The sequence below is a fragment of the Kitasatospora sp. NPDC114501 genome, assembly GCF_055633695.1.
The window spans coordinates 1-2998 of record NZ_JBVKDS010000042.1 but is presented as its reverse complement, the minus strand read 5'-3'; the positions used below and the strand labels follow the sequence as shown (position 1 = coordinate 2998).

Below are 2998 nucleotides of genomic sequence, written 5' to 3'. Positions count from 1 at the left end.
GCGGTGGCGGCGAGGAGGGTGCCGACGATGACGGCGATGGCTGATTCGGCTGCGGCGATCTTGATGATCTGGGTGCGTGCGGTGCCGGCGAGGGAGAGGAGGGCGAACTCGCGGCGTCGTCCGGCCATGGCCATGATGAGGGTGTTGGCGACGGCGATCAGGGCGTAGGCGAGGGCGATGCCGAGGATGACGACGGCGGCGTTGTCGCTTTGTTCGGCGGCGTGGGCGCGTTGGGTTTCGAGGTAGGCGTCGTAGGTGGTGAGGTGGGCGCCGGTGCCGGTGAGGGCTTGGTCGACCGCGGTTGTTTGTTGGGGGTCGAGGGGTTGGCCGGTGCCGGTCTGGGAGTCGAGGTAGGCGCGGGTGGGTGTCATGGCGCCGGTGAGTGCGGCGGACAGGTAGGTGTCGTCGCCGCTGAGGCCGCGGGCGATGACGGCGGCGATGACGGTGGTCACGCGGGTGCCGTCGGGTAGGAGGGTGACGACGTGGTCGCCGGTGGCGAGGCCGTCGGACTGGGCGGCGTGTTCGTCGATGATCAGGAAGTTGTCGGGCAGGTCGGTGAGGGAGCCCGAGATGACGGGTGGGGTGACGGTGGTGCCGAGGGCGGTGGCGGGTAGGGCGTTGGTGGTCAGTGAGTCGATCTGGTCGCCCTGGGGGGTGCCGATGCGGATGTTCATCGTGGTGGTGGGGGTGACGCGGATGCCGGGGACGGTGGTGAGTCTGTCCAGGGTCTTGGCGTCGATGCCGGGGCCGGCGGGGACGATGACGGCGGCGGCGTGGATTTCCTGTCGCTGGCGGGTGAGTTGGGTGGCGTCGCCGGTTTTCTGCATGGTCAGCAGGGTGGCGACCAGGCCGACGGCGACCACGATGGGGGCGACGGTGGCGGCGGTGCGGCGGCGGGAGGTGAGGATGTTCTCGCGCACCAGGAGCGGGCCGGCTTTGGTGGAGCGGCGGAGCGGGGCGATGAGCAGGCGGGTGACGGGGCGGAGGAGGATCGGTGCGAGGAGGGTGACGGCGCCGACGTAGAGGAGCGGGACCACCTCGTATTTGCGGACGCTGGCCGCGAGGTAGGGCTCGGTCCGGCTGATGACGGTGCCGGCGGTGACGGCGCCGATCAGCATGGCGGTGCCCAGCAGCCAGCGGACGGGGGTCATGACGCGGCGTTCGACGGCGTTCTCGCGCAGGACCTCGATCGGTTTGACGAGGGAGACGCGGACGAGGGTGGCGGCGGAGCCGGCCAGGGCGGCGGCGACGCCGATGAGGAAGGAGATCAGCAGGGGCAGGGGGTTGAGGGGGATGGTGAACCAGGACGGGGCGACGTTGTGGTCGAGCATCCAGGAGCGCAGGGGCATGGTGCACAGCGGAGCGAGGATGCAGCCGGCGGTCGCGGCGGCCAGGCCGATCAGCAGGGCTTCGCCCAGGACCATGCGGCGTACTTGTCGGGGGGCGGCGCCGACCAGGCGCATCAGGGCGAGTTCGCGGCGGCGTTGTTCGGTGGCGAAGGCGAAGGTGGCGATGACGACGAACACGGCGACGAACACGGCGAGTCCGGTGGTGCTGCCGGCCATGGCCTGGGCGTTGGCCAGGGCTTGGCCGCCGCCGGTGGTGTCGGTGTCCAGGCGGATCAGGTCGTCGCCGCTCAGGACGGCGGCCTGGCCGGCCACGAGGGCGGAGAGCTTTCCGGGGTCCTGGTCGGTGACCAGGGCGTTGACGCCGGGGGACAGGCGCTGGGCCTCGGTGTCGCTGAAGAAGGCCGGGGTTTCGAACCAGAGCGCGTCGGTCACTCCGACGACCTTGTAGGGGCCGGTGGCTTCCCGGGTGGCGGCCAGGGTCTGACGTCCGATCAGGGACTGGTCGCCGGCGAGGACGATCTCGTCCCCGGCCTGGGGGGCGCGTCCGGCGACCAGGTGGTAGCCGGCGAACGCGGCCGAGGACCAGGGGTGGCCGGTGGCGTTCGCGCCGGGGTTCAGGCGCACGGGGAAGCTGCGGTCGGGTGTGGCCCTGCCCGCGGCGTCGACCTTGGCGACGACGTCGGCGGGCAGGACCGCGGGGGCCTTCATCGGGCGTGATTCGAAGCCCTGCGGCGCGACGACGGTGCGGGCTTCCTTGAACCGCTGCGGGCCCGGGTGCGGGGTGCCGAAGGTGGCCGCCAGGGTCAGCGTCATCATGCCGATCATCGTCGTGCCGAGGGCGAGGGCGAGGAAGGCGCCCATGAAGCCCATCAGGCGGTAGCGCAGGGTGGCCGCGGCGATCTTCAGCACGGGGTGGTCCCGCTCTCGCCGGGCTCCAGCGCGGCCATCCGCAGCGCGACGGTCTCGGCGGTCGGCTCGAACAGCTCGCCGGTCACCTTGCCGTCGGCGAGGAAGACCACCCGCTGCGAGTACGAGGCCGCGACCGGGTCGTGGGTGACCATGACCACCGTCTGCCCGTGCTCCTCGACGACCCCGCGCAGCAGCGCCAGGACCTCCCGGGCGGTCTTCGAGTCCAGCGCGCCGGTCGGCTCGTCCGCGAAGATCACCTTCGGCCTGGTCACCAGCGCCCGCGCGATCGCGACCCGCTGCTGCTGACCACCCGACAGCTCGCCGGGCCGGTGCCCGCCACGCTCGGCCAGCCCCACCTGCGCCAGGCCCCGCTCGATCGCCACCGCGTCGATCTCCCGCTCGGCCAGCCGCAACGGCAGCTCCACGTTCTGACGCGCCGTCAGAGCCGGGATCAGGTTGAAGGACTGGAAGATGAAACCCATGTGCTCACGACGCAACTCCGTCAGCGCGCGCTCCGAGAGCTCGTGCAACGGCGCCCCGTCCAGCAGGACCCGGCCCTCGTCGACCCGGTCCAGCCCCGCCGCACACTGCAACAGCGTCGACTTCCCCGAACCCGAAGGCCCCATGATCGCGGTGAACGTCCCCGCCTCGAACCCGACATCCACCCCGTCGAGCGCCCGCACCCGATTGTCACCACGACCATAGAACTTGCACACGCCCACCAAGCGGACAAGGTCACC

General features: G+C 71.5%; 2 protein-coding genes. Both read right to left on the bottom strand.

What is annotated here, in order from left to right; genetic code table 11:
• The coding region (locus ACZ7RU_RS36980; RefSeq protein WP_470345392.1) for an ABC transporter permease at positions 1-2258 on the bottom strand (2258 nt) is incomplete at its 3' end.
• The coding region (locus ACZ7RU_RS36975) for an ABC transporter ATP-binding protein (protein ID WP_470345391.1) at positions 2252-2998 on the bottom strand (747 nt) is incomplete at its 5' end. The genes ACZ7RU_RS36980 and ACZ7RU_RS36975, both read right to left, overlap by 7 nt.